Genomic DNA, 20050 nt, shown 5'->3' on the forward strand with positions numbered 1-20050 from the left:
CGTCCCGTTAAATAACGGGTTTTCCCTGGTGTTGTGCGCGAGTAAAAAAGTCTGTTAACATTTATTGATATTTTTGAATTGTCGGGTTGTTTCCGTCAAAGCCACTTCGGTGGGCAAGCGCTCCATGGAGCTGGCACCATAGAATCCGTTGACTAAAGGGCAGTGTTGCATGATGTAGGCTGCATCCTCTGGCGTTGCGATAGGGCCGCCATGACACAGAACGATCACATCTTCGCGCACGCGTTTCGCGGCTTGAGCCCACGCGTTGATCAGGGGAACGCAACCCGCCAGCGTCAGCGCCGTTTCCGCACCGATATTGCCACCGGTGGTCAGCCCCATATGCGGTACGATGATGTCGGCGCCGGCCTGCGTCATCGCGACGGCATCTTCTGCGCTGAACACATAAGGTGTGGTCAGCAGATCCTTTTCATTCGCCAGGCGAATCATGTCGACTTCCAGCGCATAACCCATGCCGGTTTCTTCGAGATTGGCGCGGAAATTGCCGTCGATCAGACCCACCGTCGGGAAATTCTGTACGCCGGAGAAACCGATCGCCTTGATGTCATCCAGGAATTTATCGAACTGACAGAACGGATCGGTACCATTGATCCCGGCTAAGACCGGCGTGTGTTTGACGACCGGCAACACCTCTTTCGCCATATCCATAACGATGTCGTTAGCATTGCCGTAGGCCAGTAAACCCGCCAGAGAACCTCTGCCCGCCATGCGGTAGCGGCCCGAGTTATAAATGACGATCAGATCGATGCCGCCGGCTTCCTCACATTTTGCTGAGAGGCCGGTTCCGGCCCCACCGCCGATGATCGGCTCGCCACGGGCAATCATTTCTCTGAATTGAATCAGCAGTTCCTGACGGGTATTTTTAGCCATGTTTAGCTCCAATCAAAAATGAGCGATCTCCCTGAACTGTTGCACGGCGAAGGCGGCAAAGCGGGGATCGTTGATGTTATAAGGGGTCTTGATCAGGCGGCGTTTTTCCGTGACGCGCAATGTAGTTTCCAACGCGTCGGTAAAGGCGGCCAGCGCCTCCGGATCCCAAAACGGTTGCCCTGGCGCATCCAGTGCGGAAACGCCGCCCTCGGGTATCAGGAAACGCACATCGCCTTCGCAAGCATTGAGCTTGCCGCCGATCCAACGGCCCATCAGCGCATTCTCTTCCGGCGTAGTGCGCATCAGCGTGACTTGGGCATTGTGCTGATAAAATTGGCGCTGAGCGTATCGAGCGGGAATGCTGTCCGGGTGGGAAAAGTTCACCATATCCAGGGCGCCACAGGATATCACGCAGGGAATGCCGGTGCGCGCGAGAGCGCCAAAACGATCCTCGCTGCACGCCAGTACGCCGCCGAACAGGTAGTCACAAACTTCGGTGGTGGTCAGATCCAATACGCCGTCCAGCAAATGGCTATCGATCAGTTTTTCCATCGCTCTGCCGCCGCTGCCGGTGGCATGAAACACCAGGCAATCCAGGCTCTCTTCGAGCGCCGCCGTGGCGGTTTGAATACAGGGGGTGGTCACACCGAACATCGTGAGGCCGACGGCCGGTTTGCTGTCGACGGTCGCTTGAGCGGCGAAGCGAACGGCGCCGGCGATTTGATGCGCTGCGTTGCCCAGCACGGTGCGGGAGATGCGGTTCAACCCGGCGACGTCAGTGACGGAATACATCATGCAGATATCGCTGGCTCCGACATACCCGGAGACGTCACCGGAGGCCATGGTGGAAACCATCAATTTAGGTAAACCGATCGGCAACTGTTGCATCGCGGGGGTGATCAATGCGGTACCGCCGGAACCGCCTAATCCGAGAATTGCAGCGACGTTACGGCGCGACAGCATGAACCTTTCAAACGCCTGCGCCATAGCGGCAATCGCCTTGCCTCGATCGCCACAAAAGACGGCGCGTTCGCCATCAGGATGGCAGTGAGCGACAGTAGCGGCGGAGATATCGGCCTGGTAGCTGCCGGGTGCTAACGGTTGGGTGGAAAGATCGACGGTCAGCGTGGGTAACCCGGTTTCGGCGATCAGGCTGCGCACATAAGCCAATTCCCGTCCTTTGGTATCCGCTGTGGTTGCAACGTAAATCACTGCCTGATTGTCGTTCATTAGCCTCTTCCTGACGTAGGGTTCAGATGGCCGACACGCTGATTTATAATTTATATTTTAATATGTTAGTAAAAATGAATTCCCTGGTGCTGACTAAGAGTGCTGAGCGTAGTCGGTGAATTCCTCATCATAATGAGACGGTAGTATCATTTGTGCAAGTCTAATTCGTATCGAATGAGATGAAAGTCTCATTTTCGACGTGAGGGAAAGCGAGCCCGGCGTACGCCGCATGGCGTAATAGCTGACAAGTTTGTTACAGTGGACTTTATTCGCCAAGTCTATGTTAGACGGGCGTAGAGAAAGAAGAGGTTGCTGTGCCATTAACCGTATCTACCCGCTTGACTCATATCCGGGCCAGAACTCGTAAGCTGTTGCTTGACAGCGCAATGGAATTGTTCGATGGCGGTGCCTTTCCTTCGATAACGGAGTTGGCTCAACATGCGCAAGTTTCGCGTGCGACAGCTTACCGTTACTTCCCTACGCAAAGCGATTTGATCACTGCCGTTGTGGCTGAAAGTCTGGGGCCCATTTTGGAGTGGCAGCCGAAAGACGACAGCGCTGAAGCGCGGATACTGCAGCTGCTCAGCTTTGCTTATCCGCAAATGGAACAGCATGAGGGGGCGCTGCGAGCGGCCCTGCAGCTTTCGTTGCAGCAGTGGGCGCTGGCTCGGTCCAACACCGATAAACCGGGTGAGAAGCTGGTGCGCGGCAACCGCAAGCGCCTGTTGGCGCTGGCGGTAGAACCGTTACAGGGCAAACTGCCGCCGGACTCTCTGCAGAGAGTGATTCATGCTTTCTCGCTGATTTACGGCTCGGAGGTGTTTCTGGTGCTGAAAGATATCTGGGGGCTGGAGCTTGGGAGCATTCAGGATGTCACGCAATGGATGGCCAAAGCCATTCTGCGTCAGGCGGAAGAGGACGCGACGAACTGCAAAAAAACATCAGCAGGATAATCCAATTTTTGCCGATGGCTGAGTGATAAACCAGCATAATTCACTGAGTGAATATTGGCAAAATTTATAATTAAAAGTGATAAAAGACGCCTGTTAAGCACTTTTCAGGCGATCTCCCCCTTCGATTTTGTCTGATTTATATCTTTATTTATCAATTTGTTAAATTTGACTCTCTCGCTTGCGAACGCCGCTTAGACACCGTGCAATATCATTGTCCTTTCTTATCGCTTCTCGCCTGATTCACCCCTGAAACATTCTCTCCTCCCGTCGAACTGCCGGATGACACATTAAGCGCACTTGAGATTGTTGTGCTTTATTTATTTGGTGTTACCAAACTGTTACACAAAAAATCTTATAAAACATTTGCAAACAACAACGGACGGTATCTGGGATGGAGAAGAAACGTAGAGGAGTCAAATCCGCTCGGGCGGCCTTCGGCTGGCCTGAAATCGGAGTTCATCGCGCACAATGGAGCGCGATGCTGATCTGCCTGACGGCGATTGGCGGGGCGCAGGCCTCCAGCTATATAGAGAACGGCCAGGCGGGCGATCCGGCCAGCTGGCGCAGCAGCGAGTTCAATGCAGAATGGGGGTTGGGGGCGATCCACGCCGACCAGGCCTACGCCGCCGGTTATACCGGAAAAGGCATCAAACTCGGCATTTTCGATCAGCCGGTTTACGCCAAGCACCCGGAGTTCGCCGGTGAGAATAAGGTGATCAATCTGGTTACCGAAGGCATCCGTGAATATACCGATCCCTATATTCCGGTGAAAAAAGGCGATGATTTCCGCTATGACGGCACGCCGAGCGTGGATTCCGATGGCACGCTCGGTTCGCACGGCACCCACGTGGGCGGCATCGCCGCCGGCAGCCGAGACGGCGGCGCCATGCACGGCGTGGCGTTCAACGCGCAGATCATTAGCGCGGAAAACGGCGACCCCGGCCCGGAAGACGGCATTGTGCTCGGCAACGACGGCGCGGTGTATAAGGCCGGTTGGGATGCGCTGGTGGCCAGCGGCGCGCGCATCATCAACAACAGCTGGGGCATCGGCATTACAGATAAATTCGCCAAGGGCGGTAAGAACCCGGCTTATCCGCATTTCACCGTTGACGATGCGCAAAAGCAGTTCGATCAGATCAAACAGATCCTCGGCACCAACCCCGGGGGCGCCTATCAGGGCGCGATCGACGCGGCCCGCAGCGGCGTGGTCACCATCTTCGCCGCCGGTAACGATTACAACCTGAACAATCCGGACGCCATGGCCGGCCTGGCCTATTTTGTGCCGGAGATTGCGCCGAACTGGCTGTCGGTCGCCAGCTTGCAGGATCCGACCAATACCGGCGATTACAGCATCAGCACCTTCTCTTCTCGCTGCGGTTATACCGCCAGCTTCTGCGTCTCGGCGCCGGGCACCCGGGTATACAGCTCGGTAATCGAAGGCACCAGCCTAGAGAATCTGACAACCGGCTACGCCAAATACAGCGGCACCTCGATGGCGGCGCCGCACGTGGCCGGCAGCGTCGCGGTGCTGATGGAGCGTTTCCCGTATCTGAGTGGCGCACAGGTGGCGGAAGTGCTGAAAACCACCGCCACCGATATGGGCGCGCCGGGCATCGACGCGCTCTACGGCTGGGGGATGATCAACCTGGGCAAGGCCATCAACGGCCCGGGCATGTTGGTGACTGCCGAAGATATTCCTGCGGAGTTCCGTATTCCGGATCCGACGGGGGTGGCTTACGGCACGACCCAGTTTGTGGTGGATCTGCCGGGCGTTGGCGCGGTGCTGGACAAGGGTAAACCGACCGAGCGCGTCTGCAGCGATGTGCTGTGCGGCCTGGATTTTTGGAGCAACGACATCTCCGGCCATGGCGGCCTGACCAAACAGGGTATCGGCACGTTGGTACTGACCGGTAACAACACCTATGCCGGCCCGACGCTGGTTAATCAGGGGCGACTGGCGATCAACGGCTCGGTCACCTCGGATGTCAGCGTACAGAACGGCGGCATCGTCGGCGGCAGCGGCACGGTCGGTTCGCTGACTGCCCGTCAGGGCGGCACCGTGGCGCCGGGCAACTCGATCGGCACCCTGAACGTGGCCGGCAACGTCAGCTTCGAGCCGGGTTCGCGCTACGCGGTGGAAGTGGGGCCGAACGGCCAGAGCGATCGGATCCAGAGCAGCGGCTCGGCGACGATCGGCGGCGGCGAGGTGGCGGTCACGCTGGAAAACAGCAGCAACCTGCTGACGCAAAGCGAGGTGCGCAGCCTGCTGGGCCAGCAGTACAACATCCTGACGGCGCAGCAGGGGGTGAGCGGGCAGTTTGACGCGGTGGCGCCGAACTACCTGTTCCTCGGCACCGGGCTGAGCTACCAGCCGAATGGGGTGACGCTGAGCGTCGGGCGCAACGGCACAAGCTTCGCCAGCGTGGCGCAGACGGCGAACGAGCGGGCGGTAGCGGCGGCGGCGGATGCGCTGGCGGCGGGCAACCCGGTCTACGAGAGCATTCTCAACAGCGGCACGGCGGGCGAGGCGCGGCAGGCGTTCCGTCAGCTGTCGGGGCAAATCCATGCGGACATCGCGTCGGCGCTGGTGAACGACAGCCGCTACCTGCGTGAGGCGCTGAACGGGCGTCTGCGTCAGGCGGAAGGGCTGGCGAGTTCGTCGGCCATCAAGGCGGACGAGGACGGCGCCTGGGCGCAGCTGCTGGGGGCGTGGGACCATGCGTCGGGCGACGCCAACGCCACGGGCTATCAGGCCTCGACCTACGGGGTGCTGGTGGGGCTGGACTCGGCGGCGGCGGCCGACTGGCGGCTGGGGGTGGCGACCGGCTACACCCGCACCTCGCTGCACGGCGGGTACGGGTCGAAGGCGGACAGCGACAACTACCACCTGGCGGCGTACGGCGACAAGCAGTTCGGTGCGCTGGCGCTGCGCGGTGGGGCGGGCTACACCTGGCACCGCATCGACACCAAACGGTCGGTGAACTACGGGATGCAGTCGGACCGCGACACGGCGAAGTACAGCGCGCGCACCGAGCAGCTGTTCGCGGAAGCGGGTTACAGCGTGAAGGGTGAGTGGCTGAACCTGGAGCCGTTCGTGAACCTGGCGTACGTGAACTTTGAAAACAACGGCATCGCGGAAAGCGGCGGCGCAGCGGCGCTGCGCGGCGACAAGCAGCACACCGACGCGACGGTGTCGACGCTGGGACTGCGCGCGGACACCGCGTGGCAGGTGACCCCGGGCACGACGGTGGCGCTGCGCAGCGAGCTGGGGTGGCAACACCAGTACGGCGGGCTGGAGCGTGGCACCGGGCTGCGGTTCAACGGCGGCAACGCGCCGTTCGTGGTGGACAGCGTGCCGGTGTCGCGTGACGGCATGGTGCTGAAGGCGGGGGCGGAAGTGGCGGTGAACGAGAACGCCACGCTGTCGCTGGGCTACGGCGGGCTGCTGTCGCAGAACCACCAGGACAACAGCGTCAACGCCGGTTTCACCTGGCGCTTCTAAGCAACATCGACTCAATCCTTGTACGGGAACCGTCTGCGGGCGGTTCCTTTTTCACATCCTGCTAATGAGAACCCGGCGCACCTGGGGCGTCGGCCAATAACAAGCAAAAGGTAAGGAAATGACAACAACAATGGGTTTTGATAGCAAAGGAAACGCTCGTCGCTCACCATGGCGGCTGAACGCGCTGGTCTGCTGCATGGCGCTGGCGGGGTATGCGCAGGCCGCAACCTATATAGAGAACGGCCAGGCGGGCGATCCGGCCAGCTGGCGCAGCGCCGAGTTCAACGCCAACTGGGGGCTGGGGGCGATCCATGCCGATGAGGCCTACGCCGCCGGCTATACCGGCAAAGGGCAGAAGGTGGGCATTTTCGACACCCCGGTTAACCACCATCCCGAGTTTGCTGGCGACGGCAAACTGATCAACGTCGTCACCGAAGGCTACCGCGCCTATACCGACCCGCACCGGCCGGGGATCAACGCCGGCGATCGCTTTTACTTCGACGGCACCTTCCATTTCTATAGCGGGGCGACATTGAGCAACCACGGGGTGCACGTCGCGGGGATCAGCGCGGCCAACCGCGATGGCACCGGCATGCACGGCGTGGCCTTCGATTCGCAGGTGATCAGCGTCGATAACGACAACGACGGCCCGGCTTACGGCGAATTCCTCGGCCTGGACGGCGCCGTCACTAATGCCGGCTGGCAGGCGATGATCAAGAGCGGCGCGCGGGTGATCAACAACAGCTGGGGCGTCAGCATTCCCGACTTTCTGTCCGATGGCGGCCGCGATCCTAATGCGTTGCACTTTGAGCTGAAGGATGCGCAGGAACAGTTCGATCAGGTCAAACCGCTGCTCGGCAGCCTGGCTGGCGCAGGTTATCAGGGCGCTATCGACGCCGCGCGCAAGAATATTCTGGTGCTGTTCGCCGCCGGCAACGACGGCAACTACAACCAGCCGGATGTGATCAGCGGGCTGGCCTATTTCGTGCCGGACATCGCGCCGAACTGGCTGTCGGTCGCCAGCGTGGCGCAGGATGCGGCATCGACCAACAGCGTGCCTTACACCATCAGCAGCTTCTCTTCCCGCTGCGGCTATACCGCCAGCTTCTGTGTCTCGTCGCCGGGCAGCAAAATCTACAGCACCGTGGCCAATGGCTCCGATCCGGCCAACCTGGTGTCGGACTACGGCAATAAAAACGGCACCTCAATGGCGACACCGCACGTCACCGGCGCGGTGGCGGTGTTGCTGCAGCGCTTCCCGTACATGAGCTCGGCGCAGATTGCCGACGTGCTGAAAACCACCGCCACCGATATGGGCGCGCCGGGCATCGACGCGCTCTACGGCTGGGGGATGATCAACCTGGGCAAAGCTATCAACGGCCCGGGCATGTTCTATACCGTCGAAGATATTCCTGCGGAGTTCCGCATTCCGGATCCGACGGGCGTGGCCTACGGCCCGACCCAGTTTGTCGCCAATATTCCGGGTCTGGGCGCCGAGGTGGATGCCGGCACGCTGCACGCCAGAAAGTGTGACGACATCAGTTGCGAGCTGGAAGTCTACTCCAACAACATCTCTGGCCATGGCGGCCTGACCAAAGAAGGGATGGGCACGCTGGTCATGACCGGCGCCAACACCTATGCCGGCCCGACGCTGGTCAATCAGGGGCGACTGGCGATCAACGGCTCGGTCACATCGGCCGTCAGCGTGCAGAACGGCGGCATCGTCGGCGGCAGCGGCACGGTCGGTTCGCTGACCGCCCGCCGCGGCGGCACCGTGGCGCCGGGCAACTCGATCGGCACCCTGAACGTGGCCGGCAACGTTAGTTTCGAGCCGGGTTCGCGCTACGCGGTGGAAGTGGGGCCGAACGGCCAGAGCGATCGGATCCAGAGCAGCGGCTCGGCGACGATCGGCGGCGGCGAGGTGGCGGTCACGCTGGAAAACAGCAGCAACCTGCTGACGCAAAGCGAGGTGCGCAGCCTGCTGGGCCAGCAGTACACCATCCTGAGCGCGCAGCAGGGGGTGAGCGGGCAGTTTGACGCGGTGGCGCCGAACTACCTGTTCCTCGGCACCGGGCTGAGCTACCAGCCGAATGGGGTGACGCTGAGCGTCGGGCGCAACGGCACAAGCTTCGCCAGCGTGGCGCAGACGGCGAACGAGCGGGCGGTAGCGGCGGCGGCGGATGCGCTGGCGGCGGGCAACCCGGTCTACGAGAGCATTCTCAACAGCGGCACGGCGGGCGAGGCGCGGCAGGCGTTCCGTCAGCTGTCGGGGCAAATCCATGCGGACATCGCGTCGGCGCTGGTGAACGACAGCCGCTACCTGCGTGAGGCGCTGAACGGGCGTCTGCGTCAGGCGGAAGGGCTGGCGAGTTCGTCGGCCATCAAGGCGGACGAGGGCGGCGCCTGGGCGCAGCTGCTGGGGGCGTGGGACCATGCGTCGGGCGACGCCAACGCCACGGGCTATCAGGCCTCGACCTACGGGGTGCTGGTGGGGCTGGACTCGGCGGCGGCGGCCGACTGGCGGCTGGGGGTGGCGACCGGCTACACCCGCACCTCGCTGCACGGCGGGTACGGGTCGAAGGCGGACAGCGACAACTACCACCTGGCGGCGTACGGCGACAAGCAGTTCGGTGCGCTGGCGCTGCGCGGTGGGGCGGGCTACACCTGGCACCGCATCGACACCAAACGGTCGGTGAACTACGGGATGCAGTCGGACCACGACACGGCGAAGTACAGCGCGCGCACCGAGCAGCTGTTCGCGGAAGCGGGTTACAGCGTGAAGGGTGAGTGGCTGAACCTGGAGCCGTTCGTGAACCTGGCGTACGTGAACTTTGAAAACAACGGCATCGCGGAAAGCGGCGGCGCAGCGGCGCTGCGCGGCGACAAGCAGCACACCGACGCGACGGTGTCGACGCTGGGACTGCGCGCGGACACCGCGTGGCAGGTGACCCCGGGCACGACGGTGGCGCTGCGCAGCGAGCTGGGGTGGCAACACCAGTACGGCGGGCTGGAGCGTGGCACCGGGCTGCGGTTCAACGGCGGCAACGCGCCGTTCGTGGTGGACAGCGTGCCGGTGTCGCGTGACGGCATGGTGCTGAAGGCGGGGGCGGAAGTGGCGGTGAACGAGAACGCCACGCTGTCGCTGGGCTACGGCGGGCTGCTGTCGCAGAACCATCAGGACAACAGCGTCAACGCCGGTTTCACCTGGCGCTTCTAAGCCAAGCGGTCATTACAAGGGTCAACGGAGCCGGCATGCCGGCTCCGTTTTTATTTGCGGCTGTGGGGTGAGAACGTATGATGGCCGGCTCCAGGGCAATAAAAAACCGGGACCCTGACGGATCCCGGCTTAAAAGTGGGTAAAACAGATTAGCGCTAAAGGCTCAAGCCCCGTTTTGCTTATGCAGTCCAAGCGATGTGAGCATCGTCTCAGTAGCGGCAACGGAACAAATTTTCCCTGGTGTTACTATGGTTATTATTAAAAATCGTGCTGGTGTTATTTTTTATAGTGTATTGCTGTATGTCTCTTTTGATACCATGTTTGACGATACAACATGGTATGTCAAGCAACGTTTTTAACGCATAATTGCATGGGATGCTAGTTTTAGGTGTGGCTTTTTCAGCAGAAATAATCAAAACGACTGATAAATCAGTAAAAAAAATCGAAGGAACAAATGGATAACAATCATCAAAAATTCGATTCACAGTCGATTGCCAATCGGGTCAGGGAGCTGTTTTTACATTACGGGATTGGAAAACGTCAGCATGCCCGCGAACTCAGCCGCATCTTGGATCTGAGTTTTTCACATGCGCACCGCAAATTGAAAGGGCAGAGCCCCTGGACGCTGGAACAGATCAACAGCGTCGCGGCCGCGTTGGGAGAAACGCCGGCGGCGATCGCCGATTTGAGCGCCGAACACGAGACGACCGAGCCAAACATGGCGCGTGATGCCATCTTTTTCGTGGCGGGGGTGGCGATGCCTTGCGTCGGGCACATTGGCGATGAACTTTCTGCCGGGCGGCCGGCGGAATTTGTGGCGCTGCGTGTGGAGGGGCAATGGCATATCTATCGCGCCGATGAGGCGCCGGCAGGTCTGCGTTACGGCGTCGAACTGATAGAAATCCGGCCCGGCTACGGCGATGACGAGCGGTTGAGCATCGCGGTATTGGACGATTCGCATCAGGCGGCCGATGAGCTGGCCAAGTACCTCGGCGGCTGCGGTTTCAACGCAGTGGCGTTTTACGATGTCGACAGCTTCTGCCAAGCGTTGCAGCAAAGCCTGTTCGACGGTTACGTGGTGGACTGGCTGATCGGTGAGGAAACGGCGGATCGCTGTATCGCCACCATCCGCGCCTCCGACAACCCGGACGCGCCGGTACTGGTGCTGACCGGCGAACTGGGCACCGACCGACGCGAGTCGGAGATCGCTCAGGCGATGCGCGAGTACGATGTGCTCGGTCCTTATGAAAAACCGGTGCGGCTCCATGTGATCGAAGCCGCACTGCAACGCTGTTTTAATCTTTAGCGGGGAACACCTCGGCCAGTGCGCTCGACAGCGCATCCAGCCGAACCGGTTTCATCAGGTAGTTATCGAACAGGGCGCGCTGATCCGCCGTCAGCTGCTCCGGCGTATAGGCGCTGATGCCGATGATTGGCACATGGCGGTTGGGGCCGCGACGATTGCGCAGCTGCCTGGCCAGGGCGGCGCCGTCGATGCCCGGCATCTGCAGATCCAGCAACAGCGCGTCGTAAGGGCGTCTGAGCAGCTTCTGCAACGCGCGCTCCGGCGAGTCGCACAGTTCGTGCTGGTAGCCCAGTTTGTCCAGCAGCGCCGCAAAGGCGTCACCCACCGACTTGTTGTCATCCACCACCAGCACCTGCTGCGGCTTTTGCTGCAGGGGGGCATTGGCGGCGGCGGGCTCGTCGACGCGCTCTTCTTCACTGATCTGCACCGGAATGCTGACGATAAAGGTGCTGCCTTTCTTGATTTCGCTGTACACCGTGATGGTGCCGTTGAGCAGCGTCACCAGGCCGTGTACGATCGCCAGCCCCATCCCCACGCCGGCATACTGTTTGGTATGCGACTGATCCAACTGGGTAAAGGGTTTGAAGATCTGATCGAGCTGGTCTTTTTCGATACCGATGCCGGTGTCGGTCACTTCGATGATCAACGAATTGCCGCCCGGCTGGCGGCGCAGGCAGCTGTGCAGCGTAATGCTGCCGCTTTCGGTGTATTTGTAGGCGTTGGTCAGCAGGTTGACGATAATCTGCCGGATGCGCAGCGGATCGGAGTGCACCAACAGGTGGCTGCACTCCACTTCGCAGCTCAGTTTGACCTGCTCTTTGCGGGTCAGGGTGGCGATTTCATTGGCGGTTTCCGCGATCAGCTTCTGCGCGTCGAACGGCACGATGCGCAATTCCATCATGCCGCTGTCGAGGTGCGCGTAGTCGGTCAGATCCTTCATCTGGCTTTCGATTTGCTGCGCGGCGGTCTCCAGCCGCTGGAAAGTGTCCGCATGTTCCGCCGACACCCGGGTGTTCACCAGCACGTCGATGGCCGACATCACGCTCTGCAATGAGGTGCGCAGCTCGTGGCCGATGGCGCCGAGAAAGGCGTTTTTGGTGCGTGTCGCTTTCTCCGCCTCAATGGCCTTGGCCTGCTGGCGAATGGTCAGCCGCTGCTGGCGGAACACGATCAGGGTGATGGCGATCAGCGCGATCACCGAGAACATGACGATCACCAGCCCATAGAAAATAATGTGCCGTTTCTCGATGTAGTCCTCATAGGCGGCGGTGCGCTGCTTCACCTCGGCGTGGTCGGTCAGGTTGGCCATTTCGATGGCGTAAGGCTTGATGGCCTTCATGGCCGCGAAAACCTGGCTGAAGTCGATTTTCGGGTTATCCAGCAGTTTATCGATGCGATCCATCTGCAGGCGCATCTGCTTGACCACTTCCGGGTAGCCCGGCTCGGCGTACAGCGGTTGCGTGGATTCGGAGACGGTTTCCAGCACGTAAAAGCGCGAATAGAGGATTTCGAATCGCAGCCGCAGGTTGTCGCTGTCCACCTGCGGCGCGTGGCTCTGCTGCTCGACGAACGTGTCGAATTCCGCCAGCTTGATGGAGAACTTGGCGATCGACCAGGAGTAATTCTCCTGCGTGCCGGCGATGGCATACAGCCCTTTTTTCGACAGGGTGGCGCTGTAGTAATAGAGCGTGACGGTCGAAGCCACTAAAAACAGCGCGGCAAAGATGGCCGGGATCGCCAGCCTGCTGCCGTTCTTAAAGGTCGTCAGCTTCATTTGATCACGATCCTGTCGACTTGCCAGATAAAGCGTGAATTGTACAACGGCGAGTTCAGTTCAGGCCCGGCGGCGTCGCGCGGGTAAACCAGGAACAGCGGGCCGAAGTTTCTGAGCTTCAGCATTTCCCCGTCCATCTTGTAGGCCAGGATCATGTTGTATTTCTTGACGTCGGACAGCGGCACGTCGATGTAATAATCGTTCAGCGCATAGAAAGTCAGCGTCTCGCCCTTGGCGCCGACGCGCTCCAGGATATCGGCCACCGAAATCCCTTCAAATTTTCTCTGCGGCGTCCAGGAGGTGGAGGTGGTGATGCTGCGCACCGGCATCGCCAACAGCTGCTTATCGGTGAACAGATAGCTTTTTTTGACCGGGTCGGTCACGTTGTCGATCTTGCCCGCCACTTCCAGGGTAAAGCTGAGCGCGCTGCTCTGGGCGATAATCAGAGCCACGCAGGCCATCGCAAGGGTTTTGCATAGTTTGAACAGCATCGGCGTTCTCCAGAGGCGCGGGGAGGTTTGTATCAGTCCCGCTAATTTATCAGGCAGAATAATGGCAGAAAATGGGGGAGCGTGTCGAAAATAATGGTCGCCGCGCAAAAATTTGACGTATTTCCGGTTAGCGTTCAGGGAATAAGTCCGCGATTTCGCTGAATTGATATGCGCTAAAATAAAATCCTCCCCATTATAAAAATAATGGGGAGGCGGGTAAACGGCGCAACTTACGCTACGGCCAGCGCGTCGCCATGAACGTCATTGACGCCAACCAACTGAATATTATTGCCGTCAGCCTGCGAGAAATATAAATGATCGCTTCGGCCGACGCCGTTCAAAAATACCAACGTATCTGAACTGTCGAACTGCTTGTTATTGTTGTCATCAACAAACAGCAGCGTGCTGTTTTGGAAGCTGATCGCCCCGACGTTGCTGGAATCGAAGCTGAACTTGCCGATTTGCGTCAGGTCGCCAAACAGCTTGGCCAGCCCTTCCTCGTTGTGAGGGTAGTAATGGTTCAGCACATTGTTGACGTTGGTTTCAAACTGATAATAGCTGACTTTTTCCGTTTTCACGGCTTGTCCCTGGCTCTTGTCCATACTGACTGTGATCCCGGATTTCGCCAGCGTCAGCGTGTTGGCGGCATTGTCATCAAAGTTATCGACGCTCACGCCGCGATTGAGGTTGCTCTCGATGATATTGATGGACGAGACAGAGCCTTTGTTCGCGACGTATTCAACGTTGCCGCCAATGTTGATTTCACTGTTGCTGGCGCGCGCGCCGATAATCGTATGATCCTGGTCTGATGGGGATTGACCCATCGAACCGATGTAGACTTCCGCCGCGCGATCCGGCGTTTCAGATTGCAACAGGCTATACAGGATTTTGCTCAGCCCAAATTGATCCGACTGCGAAATGTCATAGGTCAACTTGACACCGTCGGTGGCTTTGCTCAGATCGATTTTCGACAAGTGGGTAAACTCGTCGGTGACAGACAGGCTGACGGTCTTATCGCCCGCGACGTCAATGCGGCCGATTTTTTCATTATGCCCGGTGAGTGCGACGCTGTTTTCGCCAAGTTCGCTGCCGATGGAGTCAATCGTCAGTTTGCTGACGTTGGCGTTGCGGCCGTCATCCGTGGACAGATTGATTTTGCCCGCGCCGAAGGAATCATAATCGATGCCCATCGAAGAGAGCGTGATTTTCAGGCTGGAAGACAGCACGTCAAACATGATTTCTTTACCGTCCACAAAGGGAGAGTTAAAGAAAATGTTGGCGGTATTGGCGCTGACGTCAGGAATGGAGGCGTCCCCGTATACCAGGTTTACCGTATCCTTTGAATTGACGGTCAGGTAGTTGAGGCTGTCCGCATAGTCGAGCTTGGCGTTTTGGTACTGCGCAATCGTCAGATAGATCGATTTTAACGTGGTCAGTTCCGCAGATGTTAAATCGTGCACTTTGGTGTCGTTGATATCCGACTGCAGGATGTCGTTGGATACGCTGATCTTGGCGCTTTGCGCATAGTTCAGGCTCTGCGCGATGTCTTTTTCGAACAGATGCTTTTGGATGATGATGTTTTGGTCATGTGAGTCGCTGTTGCGTAGAGACTCAATGATTTCCGTCGTGATTTTCGCCTTGTCGCCAATGCTGATGTAATGCGCCAGCTCTTCGGCGGAAGGCTGCTTACCGTATACACCCTGGTAAACCTGCGCAATGTACTCGTTGAGCGGCTTGTTGGTGGCCTTCTTGTTGAACTCATCGGTGTAGATGATTTTCCCCACCAGATCATCGAAGCCAAAGACCGCATCGTGCTTGCCCCAATATTGCAGGCCAAGTGCGTCGACGTCGCGGTTAGGCACGGCCAGGTATACCGAAGCCGCCTCTTCGCGGCTCACGGTATCGACGAGCGCGCCGTCGCTCTCTAACCGTGTCGCTTCCGCCAGCGCCGCCTGGGCGTTGACGTCGGAAGATGTAGCCACCGATTGCAGCACGTCGATCATGACCTGGCCGCGTTGAGCGCCGGCGGTGATTTCCGTCAGGTAGTGGTTCAGCTCAGCGGCTGTCGCGTCGCGTTGGTAAACGCTGTTGAAGACATGGTTGACGAAATCGCTATTATTCATAGCGGAGACTTTTTTGTTGCTGGCCACGATGCCGTTGGCGACCTCGAGCGTGCTTTTACCGGCGTCTAATTCAGCAGACCAAAACGGGGAGCCTACTTCATCCAGGACGCGTCCGAGCGAAAAGTAGAGGGCGCCGACGGTTTGTTCGTTGCTATCGGAGACCACGGCGGGAAACAGGCTGTCGTTGACCGTAGCATCGAAGGCTTGATAAGCGCTCAGCAACTGCAGATCCGGGCCGGAATATTCCATCAAATCGGTTAAAGCACCGGATATCCCGTCATAGAGGCCATTGGCCATATAGTGATCGATAGCGTTCTGATCGGGTGATTTTCCATATGCGTTCGCATATATCGTCGAGAAAATCTGCGTGTCGCTCATGCCGCCGTAAATGGCGCGCCCTTCACTGCTGTCTAAAAATGTTTTCACCAGATCAGCTGAACTCATGACGTTCTTTTCAAGCTGATTGCCGTAATAATCAAAGCCGTTCCCAGCCGTGCCTTTTTCGCTCCAGGTCTTATCAAAAATAGCGGTATAAATGCCTGTCGCTTGATATTGATAGGATAATGAGGACATACGTTACTCCTTTAAAGGGATTCCATCGGGTTTTTCAATAAGAAAGCGTCGGGGTTACGAAAGTGCGTTGATAACCAGATTTTCTTTGAGAGTAATAAACGAAAGGCTGGCGGAGCCAGCCTTTGAAATAAGTGCAACGAGATTAACCGTTGTTGGTGGAACCTGGCCCGAAGGTTTCGCGGTAGCTTTGCGCTAAATCAGCCACGGTTTCGCGGTCTGTCACCAGGCCGGTCACACCGCCGGCGATGGCACCCAATGTGGTTGGCACGATGATGCCGACCAGTTGGGAAAGCGCGCCGAAGCCAAAGCCGCCGGCGCCGCCCCATTTGCCGCCGATGGACATGCCGGTGGCTGCGCCGTCAACGATGCCCCAAATGGCACCGTCGAGCGTTGCGCCGTTGACTACTTCAACTTCCTGCACATTAAGTTCACGCATTTGTTATTTCCTTATGACTTAAGGATCTCGAATTTGAGACCGATTAACACCTTGTCATCGCGGTTTTTTTCCGCCACCTGACCCTCTGGCCTTATATCTCCAGAAGGGAAAGATTAATTGAGGGATAGATCTGTTTATCCTCTAAACACGGTCGCTTATCGCTACCCTATATATGGCTCAACTATAGGTATGACTCGTTATTGACGCCAATAGATACAAACGTGTTTTCATTCTTCCCTTGATAGCTTGAATCAATTGTTTTCTATAAGATCAAGTTATTCGCCTGCTATCGAGATATGTCTATGGGGCATTCCGAGATTAAAAATTGCATGACGCGCGTTTTTAGGTCGAAAGGTTATGTTGAGATACCGCAGGATTAGCGTTTTTATTATTTCTGATGGGAGTTAAATTGGTGTTTTTTTAGGGGGTGACGAGGTGAAATTATAGATAATATTTCTTTTACTTATATTATTAATGTGTTTCGCACGCTGTGCGGATATGTTGTCTCTTGCATCGTACTCCAGGCGAAACAGCAGCATGCGAAAAGGCTGGCGGAGCCAGCCTTCATGATGCATTAGATCAGCGAACCGTTGTTGGTGGAGCCTGGCCCGAAGGTTTCGCGATAGCTTTGGATCATGTCCGCAGCGGTTTCGCGGTCGGTCAGCAAACCGGTCACGCCGCCGGCTACGGCGCCCATTGCGGTCGGAACGATGATGCCGACCAGCTGCGACAGTGCACCGAAGCCCCAGCCGCCAGCGCCGCCCCATTTGCCGCCGATGGACATGCCGGTGGCTGCGCCGTCAACGATGCCCCAGATAGCGCCGTCGAGAGTTGCGCCATTGACTACTTCAACTTCTTGCACATTAAGTTCACGCATTTGCTATTTCCTTATGACTTAAAAATCTCGAACTTGAGACCGAATAACACCTTGTCGTTGCGGTTTTCACCGCCATCCATCCCTTAGCACGTGAGGGAAAGATTCCTTGAGGGAAACATCCGTTTTCCTCTTAATTTAGATGGAATTAAATTGTAGGGGCAACGTGCTTAAATATAGTTACCGTTTTTCATCTATTCCAATAGATACAAGCGAATTTTTAATTCTTTTTTGATAGATTAAATCAATTGTTTTTGCGAAGGTCAGGTTGTGCGAGCCTGTTAACGTGTCATTTTTGATGTCCTCCGAAATAAATTTAATGTGGTGAGGCGATTTGCCATGCGCCCCTCACTGTGAGCAGAGTGAATTTTATTTTTGGCTGCTTTTTTTTTATTATTCTCATGCACAGGGGCGTTAAAGGTAATAAATAGCGGAGAGTAATCTGCGGTTGATTGACATGCTGGAATAAAGAAAAAGATCGCGTTATTTTACAGGAAGAGCGTTGCGGCTTAAGGTTTACGGCGGGGGGTTTTTGTGTCACTTGCAGCCCAAAAGGCTGGCATAGCCAGCCTTTTGGTAAAGGTTAGTGGGTCGTTGAACCTGGCCCGAAGGTTTCGCGGTAGTTCTGCATCAGATCTGCAGTGGTTTCGCGGTCGGTCAGCAAACCGGTCACGCCGCCGGCTACAGCGCCCATAGCGGTCGGAACGATGATGCCGACCAGCTGCGACAGCGCGCCGAAGCCCCAGCCGCCGGCGCCGCCCCATTTGCCGCCGATGGACATGCCGGTGGCTGCGCCGTCAACGATGCCCCAGATAGCGCCGTCAAGTGTTGCGCCGTTGACTACTTCAACTTCTTGCACGTTAAGTTCACGCATTGTCATTTCCTTATTTTAGACATCTTAAGATTAGAGTTTACTGCCTAATAACGCGTCGTGATTGCGGTTTTAACCGCAGCCCATCCTGTGATGATAAATATCTTCCTTAGGCGTGGACTATAAAGGAAAACCTTATCACTAAGATTTTCCTTTAATCGGTAATGAACTGACGATAGGCAGAATTTGGCCGCGCCTTTCTTTACCTAAGTTAAATATAGTAGTAGGAAAAGAACGCTTCCAATAGATACTAACAGCTGATATTTTATTTATTGATAGATTAAATCAATTTAATTATCACCAGAGCCGGCGAGTTGCTCTGTCTGGCAGGTGAGAGAAAAGGCTTGGCGGAGAATAAATTTTAATTATTTTTACAGAGGAAAGAAACTCGTGACGACAGCTGCTTCTTTGAGGGGATGTTTTATTATATTAAACTTTGGTTTTATTATTCTTAATAAAAAGGCGTGAATGTCAGACTGCAATATGCGTTTGGTCATGGATGTTTGGCGCGCTACGCGTGATGAATCGTCTGGATAAGGGAGAGCGTGTCAGTGAGAGCGGGATATAGGCAAGAACGGTACCGATGCTTCGGTAGGCGGCGCGAGTCCAGATGGCGAAAGATCGCGGAGAAAATGAGCGAGAGGCTACCAGCTTATTTCTTTTATGAATTTTAATACTCGATGAAAGTCGTGCGTGCTCTTGATGTTCATTTTTCTCATCGCGTTGCCTTTGTGCGTTTGCGCCGTTTTGTAGCTTATGCCGATTTTTTTTGCGATCTCTCGCAGACTCATCCCGTGAGAGAATAGGTAGATAACCATGGCCTCACTCTTGGTGAAATCCTGATTTTCATCTGTCTTAATGAGCCTTTGCTTCAACTTTTGTTCGTGGACGTGCAACTCTGTTGTGAAGACCTGAGCTATCTTATCTGTAATGTTTTTAACCGTTTCGTTCTTGTAAATAAATGAAATGGCACCCATTTTCTCAGAGAAACTGATGACATACCCGCTAGTGATAGAGGTGAAAATGACGAGGCCGACTTTTTTCCATGTTTTTTTATTTTTTTTTATAAATGACAACCCCGAAAAAAGATCGTTGTTCTTATCCATCAGGTCCATGAAAACCATATCCATATCATTGGATTTTATGATCTCCTGTAATGTTTCCAGCGATTCGGTGTCATAAACGGTGCTCACCTGCGGTATGTCGAGTAACATATCGATCAGAACGTTTGATATCAGTGATTGCGGTTCGAAAATAGCCACTTTCTTTACTGATTTCAGGGGGCTTTTAACATCCTTTATCAATGACACCATTCCTCCCAGAAAATCGAAGTGCGAAAATTAATCAGAAAACACTCTCATTATGCCAGAGAGCATGAGTTGAAAAAGTAGGATTTATCATCGTAGGCTGAAATTTGAGAAGAATTTACAGATATTCACAACTTCAACTTTTTCTATGGATAGTGTTTTTTCGTAAAAAAGATTGGAGAGTGAAAATACCATTTGAGCACACAACGTGAAACCCGCGTCCTTTGGGTAAGACCGCCACCACGTTGGCATTGGGGTAATGCATCTTTAGCGTCCTTGACCATTGTTCGGCATCCGCTTCTTTCATAGCAAATCCTTTTCCATATCACTCGGTTTGTTTCTTCATTGAAACTAAATCAATTTATTATTTTGCAATTTTTCAAAAGTAAGGTTAATCGTTCCGTAATCATAATCATAATCATAGTGGCAAGATAGGGTTTTCTCAATCATTAACAAAGCTAACCATTAGCATGTATTACTGTATTCGCCTTGATTTTATAAGAAT

The 20050-nt window shown here is 56.0% G+C and carries 13 protein-coding genes; 4 read left to right on the forward strand and 9 right to left on the reverse strand.

All coding sequences use genetic code 11. From position 1 onward, the window contains the following. Positions 1 to 54: 54 nt before the first annotated feature. Positions 55 to 888, reverse strand: a complete 834-nt coding sequence (locus ACMGF7_RS08760) for a phosphoenolpyruvate hydrolase family protein (protein WP_049241667.1) — start codon at positions 886 to 888, stop codon at positions 55 to 57. Positions 889 to 900: 12 nt separating this feature from the next. Beyond that, positions 901 to 2118, reverse strand: coding sequence for a Tm-1-like ATP-binding domain-containing protein (locus ACMGF7_RS08765; protein ID WP_049241669.1), 1218 nt, complete (start codon positions 2116 to 2118; stop codon positions 901 to 903). Between the two features lie 314 nt (positions 2119 to 2432). On the opposite strand from ACMGF7_RS08765, the gene ACMGF7_RS08770 reads away from it, so the two are divergent. The 4 genes from ACMGF7_RS08770 to ACMGF7_RS08785 all read left to right on the forward strand — a co-directional run bounded on the left by ACMGF7_RS08770 (position 2433) and on the right by ACMGF7_RS08785 (position 11096). Continuing rightward, complete coding sequence (locus tag ACMGF7_RS08770; protein WP_049241671.1) at positions 2433 to 3071, forward strand: TetR/AcrR family transcriptional regulator; 639 nt, start codon at positions 2433 to 2435, stop codon at positions 3069 to 3071. Between the two features lie 478 nt (positions 3072 to 3549). Continuing rightward, a complete protein-coding gene (locus ACMGF7_RS08775) occupies positions 3550 to 6573 on the forward strand; it encodes an autotransporter outer membrane beta-barrel domain-containing protein (RefSeq protein ID WP_420286419.1) in 3024 nt (1007 codons plus the stop codon). 196 nt (positions 6574 to 6769) lie between these two features. After that, on the forward strand, positions 6770 to 9790 hold the full coding sequence (locus ACMGF7_RS08780) for an autotransporter outer membrane beta-barrel domain-containing protein (protein ID WP_420286753.1): 3021 nt from the start codon (positions 6770 to 6772) through the stop codon (positions 9788 to 9790). A 454-nt stretch (positions 9791 to 10244) separates the two neighbouring features. Continuing rightward, the gene (locus ACMGF7_RS08785; RefSeq protein WP_044030074.1) at positions 10245 to 11096 is read left to right on the forward strand and encodes a helix-turn-helix domain-containing protein; all 852 of its coding nucleotides are present in this window, start codon (positions 10245 to 10247) and stop codon (positions 11094 to 11096) included. Here the strand turns inward: ACMGF7_RS08785 and ACMGF7_RS08790 are convergent. The 7 genes from ACMGF7_RS08790 to ACMGF7_RS08820 form a co-directional block, all read right to left on the reverse strand. Beyond that, positions 11086 to 12870 (reverse strand): hybrid sensor histidine kinase/response regulator, encoded by a 1785-nt coding sequence (locus ACMGF7_RS08790; protein ID WP_197800616.1) that lies wholly within the window; start codon positions 12868 to 12870, stop codon positions 11086 to 11088. The two genes, ACMGF7_RS08785 and ACMGF7_RS08790, sit on opposite strands and share 11 nt — an antisense overlap. Then, positions 12867 to 13361: a molybdopterin-dependent oxidoreductase gene (locus tag ACMGF7_RS08795; RefSeq protein WP_033631849.1), complete on the reverse strand. Its 495-nt coding sequence runs from the start codon at positions 13359 to 13361 to the stop codon at positions 12867 to 12869. The genes ACMGF7_RS08790 and ACMGF7_RS08795 overlap by 4 nt, the downstream gene beginning before the upstream one ends. A gap of 230 nt (positions 13362 to 13591) precedes the next feature. After that, positions 13592 to 16057: a DUF4214 domain-containing protein gene (locus ACMGF7_RS08800; protein ID WP_420286420.1), complete on the reverse strand. Its 2466-nt coding sequence runs from the start codon at positions 16055 to 16057 to the stop codon at positions 13592 to 13594. 142 nt (positions 16058 to 16199) lie between these two features. Continuing rightward, complete coding sequence (locus tag ACMGF7_RS08805; protein ID WP_049240434.1) at positions 16200 to 16493, reverse strand: hypothetical protein; 294 nt, start codon at positions 16491 to 16493, stop codon at positions 16200 to 16202. A gap of 574 nt (positions 16494 to 17067) precedes the next feature. Further along, positions 17068 to 17370: a hypothetical protein gene (locus ACMGF7_RS08810; protein ID WP_049240435.1), complete on the reverse strand. Its 303-nt coding sequence runs from the start codon at positions 17368 to 17370 to the stop codon at positions 17068 to 17070. Between the two features lie 580 nt (positions 17371 to 17950). Beyond that, on the reverse strand, positions 17951 to 18241 hold the full coding sequence (locus ACMGF7_RS08815; protein ID WP_049240439.1) for a hypothetical protein: 291 nt from the start codon (positions 18239 to 18241) through the stop codon (positions 17951 to 17953). A gap of 641 nt (positions 18242 to 18882) precedes the next feature. After that, positions 18883 to 19542, reverse strand: a complete 660-nt coding sequence (locus ACMGF7_RS08820; protein WP_197800620.1) for a LuxR C-terminal-related transcriptional regulator — start codon at positions 19540 to 19542, stop codon at positions 18883 to 18885. Between the last annotated feature and the right edge of the window lie 508 nt (positions 19543 to 20050).

Source organism: Serratia sp. BNK-17, from assembly GCF_048684935.1.
In the GTDB taxonomy this organism is placed as follows: domain Bacteria; phylum Pseudomonadota; class Gammaproteobacteria; order Enterobacterales; family Enterobacteriaceae; genus Serratia; species Serratia nematodiphila.

What these genes read in the sequence shown, in the direction of transcription:
- ACMGF7_RS08810 (WP_049240435.1), bottom strand. Translation starts at nt 17,370, where the DNA reads ATGCGTGAACTTAATGTGCAAGAAGTTGAAGTAGTCAATGGCGCAACT.
- ACMGF7_RS08780 (WP_420286753.1), top strand. Translation starts at nt 6,770, where the DNA reads ATGGCGCTGGCGGGGTATGCGCAGGCCGCAACCTATATAGAGAACGGC.
- ACMGF7_RS08790 (WP_197800616.1), bottom strand. Translation starts at nt 12,870, where the DNA reads ATGAAGCTGACGACCTTTAAGAACGGCAGCAGGCTGGCGATCCCGGCC.
- ACMGF7_RS08765 (WP_049241669.1), bottom strand. Translation starts at nt 2,118, where the DNA reads ATGAACGACAATCAGGCAGTGATTTACGTTGCAACCACAGCGGATACC.
- ACMGF7_RS08795 (WP_033631849.1), bottom strand. Translation starts at nt 13,361, where the DNA reads ATGCTGTTCAAACTATGCAAAACCCTTGCGATGGCCTGCGTGGCTCTG.
- ACMGF7_RS08760 (WP_049241667.1), bottom strand. Translation starts at nt 888, where the DNA reads ATGGCTAAAAATACCCGTCAGGAACTGCTGATTCAATTCAGAGAAATG.
- ACMGF7_RS08785 (WP_044030074.1), top strand. Translation starts at nt 10,245, where the DNA reads ATGGATAACAATCATCAAAAATTCGATTCACAGTCGATTGCCAATCGG.
- ACMGF7_RS08775 (WP_420286419.1), top strand. Translation starts at nt 3,550, where the DNA reads ATGCTGATCTGCCTGACGGCGATTGGCGGGGCGCAGGCCTCCAGCTAT.
- ACMGF7_RS08800 (WP_420286420.1), bottom strand. Translation starts at nt 16,057, where the DNA reads ATGTCCTCATTATCCTATCAATATCAAGCGACAGGCATTTATACCGCT.
- ACMGF7_RS08815 (WP_049240439.1), bottom strand. Translation starts at nt 18,241, where the DNA reads ATGCGTGAACTTAACGTGCAAGAAGTTGAAGTAGTCAACGGCGCAACA.
- ACMGF7_RS08805 (WP_049240434.1), bottom strand. Translation starts at nt 16,493, where the DNA reads ATGCGTGAACTTAATGTGCAGGAAGTTGAAGTAGTCAACGGCGCAACG.